Below are 16,976 nucleotides of genomic sequence, written 5' to 3'. Positions count from 1 at the left end.
TCATCGCGCTGCTGATGGCCATCGAGGTCGCGCCGCTGACCAACATGCACGGTAACTTGCTGAAGAACTTGCCCTTGCCACCCTTGAGCATCAACAGTGCCGTGACCGCCAGCCCGACGCCTGGCGTTTTGCCGCTGCGAATTTCACGCACCACCACCGAACCGCCACCAATGGTCACGTTGGAGGAAATCAGCCCCGACGACACCACCGTCGCATCGCAGGTGCTGCGATCACCACTGCGCACGGCGGGTTGGCCGTTGATCGTGACCTTTTCCGAACCCTCGGCCAGAAACTGCGGCGGCATCGGTGGGTGCTTCATGCACACGACCAGGTCCAGCGGCTTGGGCACGGCACCCGGCGCAGGTGTGGCAACGGTAGGGCGCCACATCTGCGAGAAGAACCCCGCGGCCATATCCAGGTAACTGGCTTCCGGCTCGGGCTTGGCTTCTTCCAGCTCAGTGCCGGCCGGGGTGACATGGGAGCTGATCGCCCCAGCCGCGCGGGCGGCGGGAATGTTGTTGGTCAGCGTATTGGTGGAACCGGTGAGAATATTCGCCTGCACCGTGGGCGGAAACAGGGCGTTACTGAAAGCATCGCATATCTTGGTCAGCCCTTTGTCCGCGCCACTTTTGCTCATGGCCAGGCCAACAATCGTGCCCACCACCGCACCCAGCAGGAAGCAGCCGAGGCCGCCGGTGGCCACGGTGATACCGGTGGCCGCAACCACGGCAGCCGTTGCCACGGCAGTGATCGCGATATTGGCCGCCACTTCCAGCACACCGCCGAGGATGTCCGCCATCATCGAAGTGTGGGACAGCGCATCGCCCATTCGGGCCGCCCATAACGCGTCAGACATGCAGGTTGCTCATCAAGAAACAGCGTCGAACGACAGCGAATTTTTTATCAATGCCCAATGCGCCGCCTCGGCATCCCCAAGCTTCTCCGCCTTCACATAACTCAAGGCGAGCATCTTGCGCGTACCCGGCAGCACCAGCGCCAGCTGGTACTGGAACACCTTGTCATTGCCCTTGTTGAACTGGCTGCGCAGCTCGATGCCTTCCACCTCTTGGGCGGCGCCCAAACGCACGGTCACGCTCGGTTGGCAGCGCAAGTCCTGCACCTGTTTTTCCAGGCGCTTGAGCTGGTCATCGAAGTTGCTGTGCAGGGTCTCGCCTTCGGTGAGAAAGCTGCGGCTGATGATCAATGACGTGCCCAGTTCAGGGAACTTGAGGATATTGATCGACGCGTCCTGAAGCTCGGCGGCCGGCAGTTGGAACTGGAATTCGTTGATTCGGTACGTCATGGCAAACAGGTCTCGTCAGGAGCTTTTAGGCGCGGGGAATGCGGCGTTGATATTGGCGTCGATGCTGGCTTTCATGCCCTGGCCATCGGGCGTCGCGCCGGGGCCGCCGCCGTTGTTCAGGTGCAGCACGCCGCCGGTATTGAATTCGGCATCGCCGCTGGCGTGGAAGCTGATATTGACGCCGCTCAGGTTGATCTGCCCGCTGGCGTTCAACTCCAGGATGCTTTTGCCGCAGACCAGGCGCAGGTTTTCGCCCACTTCAATCACGTAGCTCTGGCTGATGCTGTCGGTCTTTCTCAGGCCCACCGAAAGGATGTCTTCGTGCTTGACGATGCGCACACGGTTATTCCCAATCGTCACCGTCTCGTTATGCCCAATGCTCTTATTGCGGTCATGCCCCACCGAGTGGCTTTCATCCACCTCCACCACGATGTCCTGATTGCGCTCGGCATGGATGTACAACTGCTCCAGCCCCTTCTTGTCCTCCATGCGGATTTCATTGAAGTTGGCTGGTGTGCCGCCCTTGCTCGAACGGCTTTTCATGCCGCTCTGGGTCGCGTTTTCCGGCAGGTCGTAAGGCACCGTTTGCTCGGCGTTGTACACACGGCCGGTGATGATCGGCCGGTCCGGGTCACCTTCCAGGAAGCTCACAATCACTTCCTGGCCGATGCGCGGGATCTGCATCGAGCCCCAGTTCTTCCCGGCCCAGGATTGCGACACGCGAATCCAGCACGAGCTGTTTTCGTTGGATTGGTCGTGGCGGTCCCAGTAGAAGTGCACCTTCACGCGGCCGTATTGGTCGGTCCAGATTTCCTCGCCTTTGGGGCCGACCACCAAGGCGGTCTGCGGGCCTTTGACGATGGGCCTGTGGGTGTTCGCCAGCGGGCGGAAGCTTTGCTGGGCGTCGATGCACGTGAGGCTGCTTTCGAATTGCGCCGAACCCGAGCCGCCACCGCTTTCCAGGCTTTCCTGGACGATGTAATAGCGACAGCCAACGATCAGGTATTCGCGGTTCTGGTCCTGGCGGCTGAAGCCGGTGAGGCTGAACAAGTGGCCCGAGCCGAGGCCACGGGCGTTGCCGCTGAACTCGATCTGCTCATGCAAGGTTTGCAGGGCTTCGATGCGAGTGCGCGCATAGTGCTCGCCGTCTTCGCTTTGCACATAGGTGCCGGGGTAGTCGTACAGCGGATAGTCGCCGGCGGTGTGCGGGCGTGGCATCGCCGAGCGTACGTCGATGCTGGCGCTGGGGCGCTGGAAGTCGTAGTCATTGAGCTCCAGCGAGCCCGGTTGCACTTCGTGCGCCAGGTGCCAGTTGTGCATGTGGTCGCGTTCGCGCTGCTGCTCGTCCTTGGGGTAATACGGAATCGACGCGTAGCCCGGCACCGTGGTGTGGGCGCCATAGGCGTCGGCCAGCACCAGCACATGCCGGTCCGGTTCATGGCGGAAGAAGTAGTAGATGCCTTCCTGTTCCATCAAGCGGCTGACGAAATCGAAGCTGGTCTCGCGGTACTGCACGCAGTACTCCCACTCGCGGTACGGCCGGCTCAGGGCGTCTTCGAAGTCGGAAAAACCCAGGTCACGAAACACCTGCTTGATGATCTGCGGGATGCTCAGGTTCTGGAAAATCCGGCAGTCCGAAGTGCGGCTGAGCAGCCAGAACCACGGGCGCAGCGTCACCTGATAACTGGCGAACTGGCCTTGGTCGATGTTCTGGCTGCACCGCGCGACGATGCCGTGGAAGTGCCGCTCGCCACCGTCTGCCAGTTGCAGGCCCACGCTCATCGGCTTGCCCAGCAATTGGTTGAGGTCGATGTTGGCGTCCAGCGAGGTCAGTTGCAGCTCATAGTTGAACAGCCGCCCCAGCTCTTCGCCGCCGCCCATTTCATTGAGCAGCAGCACATCCGGCCCCAGAGGGCTGGTGACTTTGGCCAGGCGTGAGGCTTGGTTGAATAGCATCGGTTAACCCGTAAATTGCCTAGTAACTGAAGAAACCAGCTCTAAATGTGGGAGGGGGCTTGCCCCCGATAGCAGTGTGTCAGTTGATGCATGCAGTGACTGATTCACCGCCATCGGGGGCAAGCCCCCTCCCACATTTGGACTGCATCTCGTCAGATCAATCGGCGTCGCTGAAGTCGTAGTGCAATTCATTATCCCGGGTGCTGATACGCACACCCGCCAGCGCCTTGCCTTCGAGCATGCGCGTGAGGAATTCACGGCTCATGTCCGGCAGCAGGCTGTTGGTCAGGATGGTGTCGATCATGCGCCCGCCGCTTTCGGTTTCGGTGCAGCGCGAGACGATCAAATCGACCACCGCGTCGTCGTAGTCGAAGGCGACTTTGTGCGTTGTCTCCACACGCTTTTTGATGCGGTTGAGTTGCAGGCGGGTAATTGCCTTGAGCATCTCGTCGCTTAGCGGGTAGTAAGGAATCGTCACCAAACGGCCGAGCAGTGCCGGCGGGAAAATTTCCAGCAATGGCTGGCGCAACGCCTTGGCGATTTCTTCCGGCTCGGGAACATTCGCCGGGTCTTTGCACACCTGAGAAATCAACTCGGTGCCGGCGTTGGTCGTCAGCAGAATCAGGGTGTTCTTGAAGTCGATCACCCGGCCTTCGCCGTCCTCCATCACGCCCTTGTCGAACACCTGGAAGAAAATCTCGTGCACGTCCGGGTGGGCTTTTTCCACCTCGTCCAGCAGCACCACGCTGTAGGGTTTGCGCCGTACCGCTTCGGTCAGCACACCGCCTTCGCCGTAGCCGATATAGCCCGGTGGCGCGCCCTTGAGCGTCGACACGGTGTGGGCTTCCTGGAATTCGCTCATGTTGATGGTGATGACGTTCTGCTCGCCGCCGTACATGGCTTCAGCCAGCGCCAGCGCGGTTTCGGTCTTGCCCACACCCGAGGTGCCGGCGAGCATGAACACGCCGATCGGCTTGCTCGGGTTGTCGAGGCCGGCGCGGGACGTCTGGATGCGCTTGGCGATCATCTGCAGGGCGTGGTCCTGGCCGATGATGCGTTTTTTCAAGTGCTGGTCGAGGTTGAGCACCGTCTCCAGTTCGTTGCGCGCCATGCGGCCCACCGGGATGCCGGTCCAGTCGGCGACCACCGAGGCCACGGCCTGGTAATCCACGGTCGGCAGGATCAGCGGGGTTTCGCCTTGCAGGGCGGTGAGGCGTTGTTGCAGGTCCACAAGTTGTGCGCGCAACTCATCGTTGCCGCTGTCCACAACACCGGCTTTCTCGCGCAGGGTTGCACGGGTGGCGAGCAGCTCATCGACCAGGGTTTTCTCTTCGGCCCAGCGGTTTTCCAAGGTTGCCAGGCGTTCACGTTCGGCACTCAGCAAGGCTTCGCTGTTGCTCTGGCGTGCGCCGATGGCGATGCCGATGGCATGCTCGCGGGCGATGATTTGCAGCTCGGTTTCCAGCGCTTCGATGCGACGGCGGCTGTCGTCGACTTCGGCCGGCACGGCGTGCAGGCTGATGGCGACGCGGGCGCAGGCGGTGTCCAGCAAGCTCACGGATTTATCCGGCAGCTGGCGCGCCGGAATGTAGCGGTGCGACAGCTTCACCGAAGCTTCCAGGGCCTCGTCGAGGATCTGCACCTGGTGGTGTTTCTCCATGGTCGAGGCCACGCCGCGCATCATCAGCAGCGCCTTGTCTTCCGACGGCTCAGCCACCTGCACCACTTGGAAACGGCGGGTCAGGGCCGGGTCTTTTTCAATGTGTTTTTTGTACTCGGCCCAGGTCGTGGCGGCCACGGTACGCAAGGTGCCACGGGCGAGGGCTGGCTTGAGCAAGTTGGCGGCGTCACCGGTCCCCGCGGCGCCACCGGCACCGACCAAGGTGTGGGCTTCGTCGATGAACAGGATGATCGGCTTGGGCGAGGCCTGGACGTCTTCGATGACCTGGCGCAGGCGCTGTTCGAACTCGCCTTTCATGCTGGCGCCGGCTTGCAGCAGGCCCACGTCGAGGCTGCGCAGCTCCACGTCTTTGAGCGCGGGCGGCACGTCACCGGCGACGATGCGCAAGGCAAAACCTTCAACCACGGCAGTCTTGCCCACACCGGCTTCGCCAGTGAGGATCGGGTTGTTCTGGCGCCGACGCATGAGGATATCCACCAGTTGGCGGATCTCTTCATCGCGCCCGACGATAGGGTCGAGCTTGCCGCTGCGCGCCTGTTCGGTCAGGTCCACGGTAAAACGCTTGAGGGCTTCCTGCTTGCCCATCGCGCTCGGTGCCATGGCGCCGCTGGCTTCGCCGGGTACAGCGCCGGCGTTGAAACCGTCGCTGGCACTCAACGCATTTTCGGGCGAGTCGCCGACGTATTCGTCGAAGCGTTCGCTCAGTGCTTCAGCTTTGATTTTGTCGAACTCGGAAGACAAGCCCAGCAGCGCGTGGCGCAGGCTCGGGGTCTTGAGAATGCCGAGCACCAGGTAACCGGTGCGCACCTGGCTTTCGCCGAACATCAGGCTGCCATAGACCCAGCCGCGTTCCACGGCTTCTTCCACATGGGACGACAGGTCGGTGATCGACGTCGAGCCCCGTGGCAGGCGGTCCAGTGCTTCAGTCAGGTCACGGGCCAGGCGGGCCGGCTCCACGTTGAACTGACGAATGATGCGGTGCAGGTCCGAGTCCTGCAGTTGCAGCAACTGGTGAAACCAGTGGGCCAGTTCCACGTACGGGTTGCCCCGCAGTTTGCAGAACACAGTGGCGGCTTCGATGGCCTTGTAGGCCACGCTGTTGAGTTTGCCGAACAGTGCGGCGCGACTGATTTCACCCATGCTCTGGATTCCTTGAGGTGGTGGCGTGGTCGGCGTAATGCCGAGCCAGGATTAGGTCGTTGGCGTCATGCTCGGGTCGGCCGAGCCAGGTGTTGAAGCCCAGGCGGAACTGGCCATTGAGCTGCAGCGCCGGTACTTCGGGTTGTTGCAAAACCAGGTTCAGGTCCCAGTCCAGTTCATGGCCCAGGTACTCGGCCACCCACGCCACCAGCTCATTGAACGGCTGGCTGCCGGGCAGCATGCCCATGTAGTCATCCAGCGTGAGCGGGCCGAGGCGGATGCGGAATTTATGCTGGCGGTCCCACACGTGGCTGCCCAGGCAGAAGTCCACGCCCAGTTGGTTGGCGCTGACACTCACGCGGCTGCGCTCGGGCAATTCCAGCCATTGGCCGACGTATTCTTCGATCTCCACCGGCAGGCCGAAATACTCGCTCAGAATCGCCTTCAGGCCATCCGGGTAGCGGGTTTGCGCTGACAGGTGGCCGCTGTAATGCAGCTTCGCGGTGTCAGGAATCAGCCCCTGATTGAGCAGGCTCGGCATGCCCCGGCCACTCAGCGCCGCCAGGCGTGCGGACCAGTAATCATCGTCCGGGCGGTCGTGGCTGACTGTCGGCCGCGCCTCGGCCCAGGCCCGGTAAAACAAGCTGAGCAGCCGATGGTGGAACACGTCCAAAAACTGTTTGCTGGTGCTGTCGGCGTTGTTGCGCTGGCGCTCGCGCACGTACTCGGTGATGTGCAGCGGCAACGGGCCGTTGGGGCCGCCGAGGCCGAAGAAGAACTGCTCCAGCCGCGCCGGTTTGCCGTCGCCACCGGGATCGACCGAGGCCAAAGTGGCCGGGGCGAAGGTGCAATCGGCCTGCTGCCCAAGGCGCAACGGGTCATCCGCCAGGCGCAGGGAATGGCCCAGGCGCGGCAGCTGCGGCGATTCGCACTCGATACGCCGCAGCGCCTGGAAGAAATCGTATTCCCAGGGCTCCTGATGCATCGCATCCAGTGTGTTCACAGGGTCGGACGCCGCCCGGGCTTGGCTTTCCATCGCATGATCTCGCCGCGTTCGGTGGTACGGATCACCGTCTCGGTAAAACTGTTGATCGACACGTAACGTGCCAGGAAGCGCTCCAGCACCGCACCGAGCAGAAACACGCCGGTGCCGCGAAACGCGTTTTCATCGAATTCCAGGGTAATTTCCAACCCGCGGCCAAACACAATCGGGCCAGGCATCGGCAGGCGCCGGGTCACGGCTTTGCTGCTGACTTCGCGCAGGCCTTCGATCTGCAATTGCAGCGCCGCGTCGTTGCTGTCGCCATACAGGCGCAGCAGTTCACGCAAGGCGCCGGCGCCCTGGCCATGTTCGCTCAGCGACAGGTAATTGAGCGACAACTGGCTGATCAGGCGCCAGGCCTTGGCGTCATGCGCGTGGCTGGCGCGTGGGCGGCTCGGGCCCGCGACGCAGCGCACCGACAACACCGGCGCGCTGTCGGCCAAGGTGAAGTCGGTCTTGCCGTTGCCCACGCTCATGAACAACGGCAGATCGCGGTTGGTGCACAGCGCGGTCACGCCGAGTTGGCGCAGGTCGTGGCGGTAGGGCGCTTGTTGGCTGTCGACCAGGCTGACAAAGGTTTCGCTGCCCACGTAGGTAGAGCGCGGGCCGTTGCGGCGCTGGTCGCTGGACAACACACGCGGCTCGCGGCGCAGCGTGTAGTAAGCCTGATCGCGACCATAGCGTGACGGGTCGCGCACCGCGTAGAACGGCAGGAACGGCTGCTCCGGCCCGGTGCCGTGGCCGGTGATGCCGCTCAGCGAGTGAATCTCGAAATCCATTGGCCGCGTGCGGTCGGCAATCACGTGGTGTTCGTTGACGCGGTCAGACAAATGAATACGGTCCACGCGTTTGGGGAACAGGTTGATCGCCGGCGTGCAGAACGGCATGAACTGCGCCTCGCCAACACTGCCTTCCAGGCTCGGCTCGTGGCGGTCGAACAGCACGATCAGTTCCAGCTCCTGGCCGTCGCAGCGTTTGACCGCGCGGCTCAGTTCGGCGAATTCGACGAACAGGAAGCGGTGGGGCAGGGCGAAGTATTCCTGCAACAGCCGATAGCCCTGGAATGCGCGGGCCACCACCGGCATGGCCGCGTCGGCGTCGTCAAAGCCGCGCGAACGCAACGCGTCCTGCGGCAGGCGCTCGACCCAATCACCGCCAGGCTTGCGCGCAAACACCGCGCAGGCATTGCCCAGCAGTTGTTCGTAGAGGCGAAACGGCTGCTCATCGGCACCGCTGAGGTACAGCGGCAGGCTGTCGAGGTCGAGGCTGTTGAACGGCAATTCGGCGCCGGTGCGCAGGGTCAGGCGCAAACCGGCCTTGGCCTTCGGCTCGCTGGCGGCCAGGCGACCGAGCACGGCGGCGGGGTTGCCGAAGTACTCGGCGCCGCTGACCTGCAACGGCCACAGCGTCACCGGGTGCGCGGTGCGGTACTCGCAGCAGGTCTGGGTTTCGCGGCCCAGTGCTGCGCGCAACACGGTGTCGCGCGGCAGCGGGAAGCCGCTGGCCAGCGAGCCCTCATCCGGGTCGGTCTGCAATTGCACCACGGTCATCGACGGCGTCGGCGCCAGGTAGTGCGGGTAGGCGATTTCCAGCAGGTTGTGGGTGAACGTCGGGTACTCGGCGTCGAGCTTGAGCTGCACGCGGGCGGTGAGGTAGGCAAAACCTTCGAGCAGGCGTTCGACGTACGGGTCGGCGCAGTCCATACCGGACAGGGTCAGCCGACTGGCGATCTTCGGGTATTCCTTGGCGAACTCGGCGGCGCTTTCGCGCACGTGGTGCAGTTCCTGGTTGTACAGCTCCAGCAGGCGCGGGTTCATGGGCGCCTCCGCTGGTCGGCATTCACCACGCGCACATGGCCGGATTCCAGGTCGAGGTCGGTTTGCAGCAGCAAGCGCAATGGCACCGGCTGCGCCCACAGGTCGCCTTCGATCTCGAAGCTCAGCGCGTTGTGGTTCATCTCGCCGTGGCCGATGCGGGCTTTGACGCGCAACGTGTGGCGCAGAATACGTGGCTCAAAGGTGGCGATGGCCTGGTAGATCAGCGCTTCCAGTGCCTTGATGTCCACGCTGGACACGCTGTTGCCCGCCAGTGCCGGCAGGCCGTAATTGACCACCGACGTACCGGCCGGAGTGTGCAGCGTGGCATCGGCGTCCAGCAACGACGTGGTGTTGAGCAGCCACGCCAGGTCGCGCAGCACCGAGGCTTTCAATTGGGTCAGGGACAGCACGCGTTTGTCGGCGCTTTCCTTGGGATTGGTTGGGTCGTCGTCGGTCAACCGGTCCAGCAGGGACGGTTGCAGACGGTCGCGGGAAGCGATTTCAGTTACCACCAAAGCAGCTCCACGGACGGGTTGTGAGAGGGACGGTTTCTGCGAGGGGCCGATGCCTGGGGCCGTGGCGGCGAGCCACGGCCACCGGGTTTATCAGCGCTTGGTGTTGGAACGGATGTTCCAGCCAAACTTGATCGCGCCGCCGTCTTTGGTGCCGTCGGCTTTCTGCGGCTGGTAGTCGACCATCACTTGGGCGAAGTTCAGGGTGACGTTTTCGGTCAGGCGATCATCGGTGCCCGAGCCGCCGGTGCTCAGGGACGTGACCAGCACTTCTTCCAGGTTGATCACCATGTACTCGACCTGGCTTTCGCCACCGGCCTTGCGCACGGTCAGCTTGACCTTGTCGATGTGCTTGCCGCTGGCGCAGTGCATCATCAGGTTTGGCGATGCCTTGTCGACGTACTTGGTCAGCGACAGGTCCTGGATATTCACCTTGCCCGCACCGCCGCCACCGCCAACGTGCATGTTGCCGGACTGGGCCATGCCCCAGCTCCAGTTCAGCACGTCGATTTCGTCCTTGTGGGCCTTGTCCATGGACTCGCCCTTGATGTCGCCGATCTTGATGAAAATATCAACAGCCATGTTTTCTCCCTGTGTGGCTCTTGCCACTGAATTTGAGTAACTCCAAATGGGCAGTGCCTTTGTGTGGGAGGGGGCTTGCCCCCGATGCAGGCACCTCGGTGTGTCAGTCACACCCCAGTGATGCTATCGGGGGCAAGCCCCCTCCCACAGAAGAGCCAGCTCATCCGTGGGTTAGGCGCTTTTCGCCGAAGGCAACTTCGATACCAGGCGCAACGACACGGTCAGCCCTTCGAGCTGATAGTGCGGGCGCAGGTAGAACTTGGAGTTGTAGTAACCCGGGTTGCCTTCGACGTCTTCCACGATCACTTCGGCGGCAGCCAACGGGTGCTGGGCCTTGGTGGTTTCGGTGGAGTGCGCCGGGTCGCCGTCGACGTAGTTGAGGATCCAGTCCTGCAACCAGCGCTGCATCTCGTCCTTCTCTTTGAAGGAACCGATCTTGTCGCGCACGATGCACTTCAAGTAGTGCGCGAAACGGCAGGTGGCGAACAGGTACGGCAGGCGCGCGGCCAGGTTGGCGTTGGCGGTGGCGTCCGGGTCGTCGTATTCGGCCGGTTTCTGCAACGACTGGGCACCGATGAAGGCGGCAAAGTCGGTGTTTTTCTTGTGCAGCAGCGGCATGAAACCGTTCTTCGCCAGTTCCGCTTCACGGCGGTCGCTGATGGCGATTTCGGTTGGGCACTTCATGTCCACGCCACCGTCATCGGTCGGGAACGTGTGGGCCGGCAGGTTTTCCACCTCACCGCCGGATTCCACGCCACGGATGCGCGAGCACCAGCCGTAGTGCTTAAACGAACGGTTGATGTTCACCGCCATCGCGTAGGCGGCGTTGGCCCAGGTGTACTTGGAGCTGTCGGCGCCGTCGGTGTTTTCTTCGAACGCGAAGGCTTCCACCGGATCGGTCTTGGCGCCATACGGAAGGCGCGCCAGGAAGCGCGGCATGGTCAGGCCGATGTAGCGCGAGTCTTCCGATTCACGCAGCGAGCGCCAGCCGGCGTATTCCGGCGTGGTGAAGATTTTGGTCAGGTCGCGCGGGTTCGACAGTTCCTGCCACGAGCCCATGCCCATCACGGTCGGCGACGCCGCAGCGATGAACGGGGAGTGCATGGCGGCGCAGACTTTCGACAGCTCGCCCAGCAGTTCCACGTCGGGTGGCGACTGGTCGAAGTAGTAGTCGCCGACCAGGCAGCCGTAAGGTTCGCCGCCGAACTGGCCGTATTCTTCTTCGTACATCTTCTTGAAGATCGGGCTCTGGTCCCACGCGGTGCCCTTGAATTTCTTCAGGGTCTTGTGCAGGTCCGGCTTGGAGATGTTGAGCACGCGAATCTTCAGTTGCTCGTCGCTCTCGGTGTTGTTGACCAGGTAGTGCAGGCCACGCCAGGCGCTTTCCAGCTGCTGGAAATCCGGGTGATGGATGATCTGGTTGACCTGGGCGGTGAGCTTGGCGTCGATGGCGGCGATGATCGATTCAATCGACTTGATCGCGTCATTGGACACCAGGTCCGTCTGTGCCAAAGCCTGTTCGGCCAGGGTGCGCACGGCGGTTTCCACGGCTTCGCGGGCACGCTCGGTCTTGGGTTTGAATTCTTGCAGCAGCAGGTTGGCGAACTCGCTGGCTTCTTCGGTGGCACCCAGAATCTGGGAGCCTTCGCGGGCGGTGTTGTCGGTCATGATTACTGGTCCCCTGCAGGCTTAGGCGCGCTGGCAAGTGCCTGAAGCAGTGCCGGGTCCTTGATCGCCTTCATGATGATTTCTTCAGCGCCAGTCTTGCCGTCCATGTAGGTCAGCAGGTTGGCCAGCTGGGTGCGGGCTTCGAGCAGTTGCTTGAGCGAATCGACCTTGCGGGCCACGGCGGCCGGGCTGAAGTCGTCCATGCTTTCGAACGTGATGTCCAGGCTCAGGTTGCCTTCGCCGGTCAGCTCGTTCGGTACATGGAACGCTACGCGTGGCTGCATGGCCTTGAGGCGCGAGTCGAAGTTGTCGACGTCCACTTCAAGGAACTTGCGGTCGGCCACGGGTGCGAGCGGTTCGGCAGGCTTGCCGGCGAGGTCGGCCATCACACCCATCACGAAGGGCAGCTGGACCTTTTTCTCGGCGCCGTAAAGCTCGACGTCGTACTCGATCTGCACTCGAGGCGCACGGTTGCGCGCGATGAATTTCTGAGAACTTTGCTTCGCCACGTTGCTGCTCCTGGTCGCTTGAGCGACGGTGTTGTTACTGCACAGCCGGGCGGCTTACTCGCCGTCCGGGCCGCGCAGGTTTTCAAATTGGGACATGCCGTCGGGAATCAGATTGCGCACGATGGCCGCGAAGTCGGCGTGCACCAGATTTTTCGCCCGGTTCAACAGCACCGGCAGCGGGCTCGAAGGCTCGTGACGGGTGTAGTACGCAAGGATCTTGTCGAGGCTGCGCAGCACATCATCGCGGCTGGCGATGTCGCCAGTGGGGCGCGGTGCGGCGGGGGCAGCGGCGAAATCGACCGAGGGGGCATTGTCGTCACTGACGGCCTCGGGTTCGCTGCTGGTATCGCTGTTCGGTACAAATTGGTTGAGGACTTGCAGCGCCTGCTTGAGCGGTTGCTTCAACAGGCTGAGGTCCACGCCCTGGGCCGAACCGACCTGGTCGCTGACCTGTTGTTCGATGGCTTCGCAGGCGGCGCGCGCGGCGCTCAAGGCATCGCGCGTGGCTTGCAATTGTTCGGGATCGCTGTCCAGAAATGCGGCGTTGAGTTGCTGGGCACCGAGCTGTTCGTCGGGGAAACTCATCAAGCCGCTGGCGTTCAGCGCAGCACGCAGGCTCACCGGCCCGAACGTGCGCGAGCGCGTGAGGATGCTTTCGCGCAGCAGACGAATGGTCGCGTCGCTGGTCAGGCCAGATAAGGCATTGATGCGTACGGTGGGGTCATTATCGTCGTCGGCATCCAGGCGCGGGTGCAGGTCAGCCCAGTACTCGCGCAGCAGCGCGTTGATCAGCGTGAGGACTTCGGCCAGCCCGGCCACACCCTGAAGGGCGAGGGAGCTTTGCAACAGAAAATGGGTGATGCGCAGGTCTTTGCTGCGCTGCAACAAGTCGAGGCTTTGCTGCTGGATGCTGCGCCATTCCGGTGGCTCAGCCGGCAGGATAGCGTCGCCCATGCTGCGCTCGGGTTGGCCCTTGGCGTCACGCTCCAGTTGGAGAAATTGCGCGTCATATTCCATGTCTTCGCCACAGGGCGAAGTCGCGGAAACGGCGGCGAGCAGCAACGGCACATCCACTTGATTCGATCTCCCTATCAGCCCGTTAGATGCCGGGCAATGCATGCATTAGTTGCGCGATGAACTTTGCATGTTTTCTTGGTCATATAGCCAGAGTGCCACTACCGTGCCATCACTGATGTTCAAGAAGTTGTGCATTTTTGGTGTAGTAGTTACGCCTTGTCAAGGTAAGCTATTCGCCCTCTGTGACAGATGTGCGGTGCTTAACACCCTGCGCGACTGGCGGGTCGAACGGCGCACCAGGACAGGATTTTTGTCATAGAAGCCAGTTAAGATCACCGATCATGCTGGTAAAAGCCTATTTTTACGGTCGTTAACGCGACTGGCGGTATCTCTTGGGAAGTCTGGCTCCTTCAGGTAGACCCTTGGATAGACCGCGCGCGATGTATCAGCAAGGAGGCAAGATGTCGCTGTGCTTGACTATCACTAGTTATCACAAGATCACCCCTGGGCAATGCCCTGAAAAGTCCATGAATCAGGGCGTGATGGCTATTGGCCGCAGTTCTGATAATGACTGGGTATTGCCAGATCCAGAGCGCCTTGTCTCCTCGCAACACTGCGTTATTCAATACAAAGATGGCCGTTACTATTTAACCGATAACAGCACCAACGGCGTTGAATTGGTTAACGCCGGTATTCGTATGCGCCGAGGGAACAGCGAACCGTTGCAAGACGGTGAATTGATCCGCATCGGCGACTACGAAATTCAGGCGCGTATCGACTTCAACGTGCAAGCCATCGATAGCCAGCCGTTTGCCGGCGATTCGCCGAACAGCTTCGAGGCGTTGATGGGCGCGGTGGTGAACGCGCCCGCGCCGACGCCGGTGATCGCGCCGCAGTTTCATGGCGCCTCGTCGATGGACACGCTACCGGACCTGTTCGATTTCCTCACCCCGACCGCCGTACCACCACCGACCGTGGCGGACCACGTACCGTCCGAGCAACACGACTTTCGCCCGCCGACCCCCGTTGCCATGCCAGTGGTGGAGAAGCCGGCGCCGTCAGGCTCGGTGATTCCCGAAGACTGGGACGTGTTTGGCGACTCGCCAGCGCCCGTGGCCAGTAGCCCGACGCCCGTTGCACCGCCTCCCGTGCCGCCGGTCATCCAGTCGCCACCCGCGCCGCCAGTCATGCAGTCGCCGCCCGTGGTCGAGCCCGTGCTCCCCGCGGCTGACAGCCAACAGCCCGACCTTTTGCAAGCTTTCCTGCGCGGCGCCGGCCTCGACCAGCTGCGCCTGGACAAGGCCGATGCCTGCGCGCAGATGGAGAGCATCGGCCGCAGCTACCGGTTGATGGTCGAAGGCCTGATCGACGTATTGCGCGCCCGCGCCAGCCTCAAGGGCGAGTTCCGCATGCAGCAGACGATGATCCGGCCCGCCGAAAACAATCCGTTGAAGTTTGCGCCCAATGCCGATGAAGCCTTACTGCTGCTGCTGCGTCATGGAAACCAAGCGTTTATGGCGCCGGACATCGCCGTGCGCGACAGTTTCGACGACCTGCGCGCCCATCAACTGGCGGTAATGGCCGGTGTAGAAGCGGCCATCAAGCACTTGCTCGCGCGCTTTGAGCCGGCGCAACTGGAAGAGCGCATGGGCAAGCCGGGCGGGCTGTCGAGCATTTTCAACGGCTCGCGCCAGGCCCAGTACTGGCAGCAGTTCACCGAGCTTTACAGCAATATCTCGCGCGAAGCCCAGGAAGATTTCCAGGACCTGTTCGGTCGCGAATTCAGCCGAGCCTACGAAGAACACAGCGCACGACAGCGTCGCTAAACCGCAACGCAGTAATGGATAAAACGGATAGCTAAGTACGTCATTGAGGACGCAGGATGATTCCCAGGTTTTTACTCGCAGTCGCCACGGCGCTGCTGCTGACGGCGTGTGCCAAGGATGCCGCCAAGCCCGAGGCGGCCACTGAAGCCGAAGCGGACACCGCCGCCATCGAACTGCATTTTCACGCCATTGCCGGGCTCAACCCCGGCGCCAACGGCCAGGCCGCTCCGGTTCGCGTACGCATCTTCGAACTGAAAAACGCCGCCACCTTCAGCCGCTCCGATTACTTCGCGCTGGCCGATCGCGCGCAATCCACGCTCGGCCTCGATCTGCTGGACCAGGACGAAGTGATGGTGCAACCCGGCCAGCAACTGAGTATCCAGCGCAACCTCGACCCGTCCACGCGCCAGATCGGCCTGCTGGTGGGCTATCGCGAGTTGGACCGCGCGCAATGGCGCACGGTGCTCACCGTCCCGGCACGCCAATACACCGAATACCAGATCAGCCTCGATGTGCGCGCCGTACGCGCCGACGTCGCGGTTCCCCCATCCAGCCCTGCCCAATAAGAAGCAAACGGAGCTCCCATGTCCTGGAACAATCGCGTGGTCTGGTCGGAAGGCATGTTCATCGGAACGCAGCACTTCCAGCAGCATGACCGTTACCTGGAAAACCTGATTGACGCCCGCAGCCGCCCGTTGTCCGCCGGTGCCTGGGGGTTTTCCGAATTGCTCATCGACCAGGGCCTGCTGGCCCAGGGCAAGCTGGCGATTGTGTCGGCCCGTGGCCTGTTGCCGGATGGCACGCCGTTCAATATTCCCCAGGACGACCTGGCGCCGAGCCCGCTGAATATCGACGACAACCTGCGCGATGGCCTGGTGTACCTGGCCCTGCCGCTCAAGCGTGCAGGCGCGCGTGACACCGTCGATGACGGCGAAGACCTCGGTGCCGCGCGTTACGTCAGCCAGGTGCGTGAAGTGCGTGATGACAACGCCCCGTTCGAAAACCGCGCGCCCGTGGCCGTGGGCTCGCGTGCGTTGCGCCTGCTGACTGCGCAGGATGGCATCAGCGACTACGCCGCCATCGGCCTGGTGCGCATCAAGGAAAAACGCGCCGACCGCGCGCTGGTGCTCGATGACACCTACATCCCGCCTGTGCTGGACGTGGCCGCCAGCAAACCGCTGACGGCCTTTCGCAGCGAATTGCTGGGCCTGCTGCACCAGCGCGGCGAAGCCCTGGCCGGCCGCGTGGTCGCCTCGGGCGCCGGTGGCGCGTCGGAGATTGCCGACTTCATGCTGCTGCAACTGGTCAACCGCGCGCAGCCGCTGCTCCAGCATTTCAGCCAGTTGAGCCCGCTGCACCCGGAGCGTTTTTTCAGTGAACTGGTGAGCCTGGCCGGCGAGTTTTCCACCTTTTCGACGTCAGGCCGTCGCCCCCAGGAATACCCGCAATACCAGCACGATGACCTGGCCCTGAGCTTCACCCCGGTGATGGCAGCGTTGCGTGAGGCGCTGTCGATGCTGATCGACAGCAAAGCCACACCGATCCCGATTGTGGAAAAAGCCTACGGCATCCACGTGGCCATGCTCGCCGACAAAACCCTGCTCGACAGCGCCAGTTTCATCCTAGTGGTGCGCGCCGATGTGCCCGGCGAAACCCTGCGCGCGCGTTTCGGCCAGCAGAGCAAAGTCGGCTCGGTGGAGCACATCCGCGACATGGTCAACCTGCAACTGCCGGGCATTGGCCTGCTGCCGCTGCCGGTGGCGCCACGCCAGATTCCGTACCACGCAGGCAGCACCTATTACGAGCTGGACCGCGGCAGCGAGCACTGGCAGCAACTGAATAACTCCGGCGGCTTTGCCTTCCACATCGCCGGGCAATTCCCGGGTTTGAACCTGGCCTTCTGGGCGATCCGAGGATAATCCG

General features: G+C 62.5%; 14 protein-coding genes. 3 read left to right on the top strand and 11 right to left on the bottom strand.

Features of this window, described 5'->3' with window-relative positions; genetic code table 11:
* The 11 genes from NTD89_RS09490 to tssA all read right to left on the bottom strand — a co-directional run.
* The coding region (locus tag NTD89_RS09490) for a PAAR domain-containing protein (protein ID WP_262207256.1) at positions 1 to 856 on the bottom strand (856 nt) is incomplete at its 3' end.
* Positions 857 to 868: 12 nt separating this feature from the next.
* On the bottom strand, positions 869 to 1,303 hold the full coding sequence (locus NTD89_RS09485) for a DcrB-related protein (RefSeq protein WP_145158212.1): 435 nt from the start codon (positions 1,301 to 1,303) through the stop codon (positions 869 to 871).
* A 15-nt stretch (positions 1,304 to 1,318) separates the two neighbouring features.
* The gene (locus NTD89_RS09480) at positions 1,319 to 3,259 is read right to left on the bottom strand and encodes a type VI secretion system Vgr family protein (RefSeq protein ID WP_262207255.1); all 1,941 of its coding nucleotides are present in this window, start codon (positions 3,257 to 3,259) and stop codon (positions 1,319 to 1,321) included.
* Positions 3,260 to 3,416: 157 nt separating this feature from the next.
* Positions 3,417 to 6,080, bottom strand: a complete 2,664-nt coding sequence (gene tssH, locus NTD89_RS09475; protein WP_262207254.1) for a type VI secretion system ATPase TssH — start codon at positions 6,078 to 6,080, stop codon at positions 3,417 to 3,419.
* The gene (gene tssG / locus NTD89_RS09470) at positions 6,073 to 7,116 is read right to left on the bottom strand and encodes a type VI secretion system baseplate subunit TssG (RefSeq protein WP_119737185.1); all 1,044 of its coding nucleotides are present in this window, start codon (positions 7,114 to 7,116) and stop codon (positions 6,073 to 6,075) included. Before tssG ends, tssH begins: the two co-directional genes overlap by 8 nt.
* Positions 7,080 to 8,939, bottom strand: a complete 1,860-nt coding sequence (gene tssF / locus NTD89_RS09465; protein ID WP_262207253.1) for a type VI secretion system baseplate subunit TssF — start codon at positions 8,937 to 8,939, stop codon at positions 7,080 to 7,082. Before tssF ends, tssG begins: the two co-directional genes overlap by 37 nt.
* The gene (tssE, locus tag NTD89_RS09460) at positions 8,936 to 9,451 is read right to left on the bottom strand and encodes a type VI secretion system baseplate subunit TssE (protein WP_242199548.1); all 516 of its coding nucleotides are present in this window, start codon (positions 9,449 to 9,451) and stop codon (positions 8,936 to 8,938) included. Before tssE ends, tssF begins: the two co-directional genes overlap by 4 nt.
* A gap of 93 nt (positions 9,452 to 9,544) precedes the next feature.
* Positions 9,545 to 10,033, bottom strand: coding sequence for an Hcp family type VI secretion system effector (locus NTD89_RS09455; protein ID WP_005792512.1), 489 nt, complete (start codon positions 10,031 to 10,033; stop codon positions 9,545 to 9,547).
* A gap of 171 nt (positions 10,034 to 10,204) precedes the next feature.
* The gene (gene tssC / locus NTD89_RS09450) at positions 10,205 to 11,701 is read right to left on the bottom strand and encodes a type VI secretion system contractile sheath large subunit (protein ID WP_119737190.1); all 1,497 of its coding nucleotides are present in this window, start codon (positions 11,699 to 11,701) and stop codon (positions 10,205 to 10,207) included.
* A 2-nt stretch (positions 11,702 to 11,703) separates the two neighbouring features.
* Entirely contained in the window at positions 11,704 to 12,210 is a 507-nt protein-coding gene (gene tssB / locus NTD89_RS09445) for a type VI secretion system contractile sheath small subunit (RefSeq protein WP_017135823.1), read from the bottom strand.
* A gap of 54 nt (positions 12,211 to 12,264) precedes the next feature.
* Positions 12,265 to 13,284: a type VI secretion system protein TssA gene (gene tssA, locus NTD89_RS09440; RefSeq protein ID WP_262207249.1), complete on the bottom strand. Its 1,020-nt coding sequence runs from the start codon at positions 13,282 to 13,284 to the stop codon at positions 12,265 to 12,267.
* Positions 13,285 to 13,688: 404 nt separating this feature from the next.
* Here tssA and tagH point away from each other — a divergent pair, with 404 nt between their 5' ends.
* From tagH to tssK, 3 genes are read left to right on the top strand one after another with little or no spacing between them, the layout of a single operon-like run.
* A complete protein-coding gene (tagH, locus tag NTD89_RS09435; RefSeq protein WP_262207248.1) occupies positions 13,689 to 15,053 on the top strand; it encodes a type VI secretion system-associated FHA domain protein TagH in 1,365 nt (454 codons plus the stop codon).
* Positions 15,054 to 15,109: 56 nt separating this feature from the next.
* Positions 15,110 to 15,619 (top strand): type VI secretion system lipoprotein TssJ, encoded by a 510-nt coding sequence (tssJ, locus tag NTD89_RS09430; RefSeq protein WP_145158191.1) that lies wholly within the window; start codon positions 15,110 to 15,112, stop codon positions 15,617 to 15,619.
* An 18-nt stretch (positions 15,620 to 15,637) separates the two neighbouring features.
* Positions 15,638 to 16,972, top strand: a complete 1,335-nt coding sequence (tssK, locus tag NTD89_RS09425; RefSeq protein WP_106575880.1) for a type VI secretion system baseplate subunit TssK — start codon at positions 15,638 to 15,640, stop codon at positions 16,970 to 16,972.
* Positions 16,973 to 16,976: the final 4 nt, after the last annotated feature.

It is taken from the genome of Pseudomonas sp. 14P_5.3_Bac1, from assembly GCF_025466135.1.
In the GTDB taxonomy this organism is placed as follows: Bacteria; Pseudomonadota; Gammaproteobacteria; order Pseudomonadales; family Pseudomonadaceae; genus Aquipseudomonas.
Note: the sequence above shows the minus strand (reverse complement) of the source record. Positions and strands in the feature narration are given on the sequence as shown.

What these genes read in the sequence shown, in the direction of transcription:
- NTD89_RS09485 (WP_145158212.1), bottom strand. Translation starts at nt 1,303, where the DNA reads ATGACGTACCGAATCAACGAATTCCAGTTCCAACTGCCGGCCGCCGAG.
- NTD89_RS09480 (WP_262207255.1), bottom strand. Translation starts at nt 3,259, where the DNA reads ATGCTATTCAACCAAGCCTCACGCCTGGCCAAAGTCACCAGCCCTCTG.
- tssH (WP_262207254.1), bottom strand. Translation starts at nt 6,080, where the DNA reads ATGGGTGAAATCAGTCGCGCCGCACTGTTCGGCAAACTCAACAGCGTG.
- tssG (WP_119737185.1), bottom strand. Translation starts at nt 7,116, where the DNA reads ATGGAAAGCCAAGCCCGGGCGGCGTCCGACCCTGTGAACACACTGGAT.
- tssF (WP_262207253.1), bottom strand. Translation starts at nt 8,939, where the DNA reads ATGAACCCGCGCCTGCTGGAGCTGTACAACCAGGAACTGCACCACGTG.
- NTD89_RS09455 (WP_005792512.1), bottom strand. Translation starts at nt 10,033, where the DNA reads ATGGCTGTTGATATTTTCATCAAGATCGGCGACATCAAGGGCGAGTCC.
- tssC (WP_119737190.1), bottom strand. Translation starts at nt 11,701, where the DNA reads ATGACCGACAACACCGCCCGCGAAGGCTCCCAGATTCTGGGTGCCACC.
- tagH (WP_262207248.1), top strand. Translation starts at nt 13,689, where the DNA reads ATGTCGCTGTGCTTGACTATCACTAGTTATCACAAGATCACCCCTGGG.
- tssJ (WP_145158191.1), top strand. Translation starts at nt 15,110, where the DNA reads ATGATTCCCAGGTTTTTACTCGCAGTCGCCACGGCGCTGCTGCTGACG.
- tssK (WP_106575880.1), top strand. Translation starts at nt 15,638, where the DNA reads ATGTCCTGGAACAATCGCGTGGTCTGGTCGGAAGGCATGTTCATCGGA.